At 36.5% G+C, this 2,534-nt stretch carries 2 protein-coding genes; both read right to left on the minus strand.

Features of this window, described 5'->3' with window-relative positions:
* The coding region (locus tag WBN20_RS03620) for a glycine--tRNA ligase (protein WP_424280733.1) at positions 1-1,271 on the minus strand (1,271 nt) is incomplete at its 3' end.
* 78 nt (positions 1,272-1,349) lie between these two features.
* Positions 1,350-2,246, minus strand: a complete 897-nt coding sequence (locus tag WBN20_RS03625; protein WP_424275297.1) for a hypothetical protein — start codon at positions 2,244-2,246, stop codon at positions 1,350-1,352.
* Positions 2,247-2,534: the final 288 nt, after the last annotated feature.

A 2,534-nucleotide genomic window follows, 5' to 3' on the forward strand; every position in this document is an offset into this window, starting at 1 on the left:
CCATCCTTTTTCACAAGTGGCAGAACAGCGGCCTTTGTAGGTGCAAGTACGGCAGGTATTTTTAGAACTATTCGGGTTGTTCCATTTTCCAATTCTTCTTCCTTAAGTGAATTTGAAAAAACTGCCAGGAACATTCTATCAACTCCAATAGAAGTTTCTACAACATAAGGCACATAATTCTGGTTGAGTTCAGGGTCAAAATACTGCAATTTTTTTCCTGAATATTTTTCATGGCTCCCCAGATCAAAATCGGTTCTGGAATGAATCCCCTCGAGTTCTTTAAATCCAAATGGAAATTTAAACTCAATGTCCGATGCGGCATCCGCATAATGGGCCAAATTTTCATGATCATGAAAACGGTAATTCTCCTCGCCCATTCCCAGAGATAAATGCCATTTCATGCGTAACTCTTTCCACTTTTCATACCATTCTATCTGTGTTCCTGGTTTAATAAAGAATTGCATCTCCATTTGTTCAAATTCCCGCATCCTGAATATAAACTGCCTTGCAACAATTTCATTCCTGAATGCCTTTCCAATTTGTGCAATCCCAAATGGTATTTTCAGACGTCCGGATTTTTGAACATTAAGAAAATTTACGAATATCCCCTGTGCTGTTTCAGGTCTTAAATAAAGATCAGTGGCACTTTCGGCAGAAGCTCCCAATTTTGTGCCGAACATTAAATTAAATTGTTTGACATCGGTCCAGTTTTTAGAACCTGAAACGGGGCAAACTATTTCCAACTCTTCGATTAGATTTTTAACGTCCTCTAAATCTTCGGCTTCCAAAGATCTGCCTAAGCGTTTAAGTATACTTTGTGCTTTCTCCTGATAGCCCAAAACACGAGGATTAGTTGTAAGAAATTGGGTTTTGTCGAAGGACTCACCAAATCGTTTTGAAGCTTTTTGAACCTCCTTATCAATTTTTGCTTCTATCTTGGCAACATGGTCCTCAACTAATACATCTGCCCGATATCTCTTTTTGGAGTCTTTATTATCAATTAGTGGATCATTAAAAGCATCAACATGGCCGGATGCTTTCCAGGTCGTAGGGTGCATAAATATTGCGGCATCAATGCCAACAATATTTTCGTGCATCTGCACCATGGCCTTCCACCAGTATTCTTTAATATTTTTTTTAAGTTCTGCCCCGTTCTGAGTATAGTCGTAAACCGCACTCAAGCCATCATATATTTCACTTGATTGCACCACATAGCCATATTCCTTAGCATGTGAAATTACCTTTCTAAAGATGTCTTCTTGATTTGCCATTCGGCAAAAATAGAATATTAAAGCATTTAATTTTTAAGACTTTTAAATAAAATGGAATAACATTGAAAAATGTAGTGTTTATTTCAATTGAAATTCTGAAGATGCTAGTAGTTTTTCATCTTCAAAAACATTAAGAGTGTAAGTGCCAGGTTCCAACGAACCTCCTGGAATGGTTATAAAATCACATACACTGATCTCCTCTCCTGCGGATATTAGCTCTACTCTCTTACTATAGATATTTCCGCTTACAGAAATGACATTAGCGTTGTCTTCAATAACCCCCATGTTAGGGCCAAGAAACTGAAAGTAAATAACTTTTTCTTCGTTTCTGTCATTTGGGTTTCCTATTATAGTAACACATCCCCTAAGCTTTTCAATAGTCGATGCCTTGGTCGTTTTAATAGGTTTACCGCTTCGCAGCCTAAAACCACTTCCTTCAGAATTTTGCAATTTCAAATAACTCTTTATTCGCAATTCCTTGTTGAGCTCCTTATTCTTCTCACGCAGTAATGCTTCCGCTTCTGCAAGAGAACTACTTTTACCTCTTAAATCTTCGATCATTTTGCGAGTCTCCTCATATTTATCGGAGAGAAGCATATTATTATATTTAAGGAAATTGTTTTTAAGTTTAAGGCTATCGTGTTTTACTTCCAACTCACGAAGTTCTTTCTTATACTCCTTTAATTTGGCTACGGTAAAGTTGAGTCTGCCCACAGAATCCAATAGCTGCTGAACACGATATCTGGAATCTTGTAATTCTATTTCATTTACTTCATTAAGTGCAGAAAGCCGGTCTACTTCAGTCTTCATAAGGGTTAAATCCTTTACAAGCAGGCCCTTTTCATCTTCCAAATAGTTTATTTGCGTTCTGGATTGGGCATAACTATAGTAGAAAGCTATTAATATGCCGATAATTACGGCAACTAATGCAGCAAGTATTATTTTATAGTTAAATTTATTATCTTGAATATCCATTCAGATAGGCTAAGTAAATAAGATTAGGTTTATTTAAGATTTGTACTTTTCCAAGCTATCAAATATAATAAATGATATCAACACGGTACTTCTACCGAGGTTGTGTTTTGGATGTAATGATCAATTATATCGAGGAGAGCAGCTGTTGTGTACCCTTTGTCGAAACCAAATACCACTTACCGAATACAATTTTATTGAGCAAAATGCAGTGGATACAATATTTTATGGCCGAATTGACATAAAAAAGGCCTCTGCGTTCCTTTTTTATTCAGATCAAGGGATTGTTAA

Source organism: Eudoraea sp. (genome assembly GCF_049665975.1).
Taxonomy (GTDB): domain Bacteria; phylum Bacteroidota; class Bacteroidia; order Flavobacteriales; family Flavobacteriaceae; genus Eudoraea.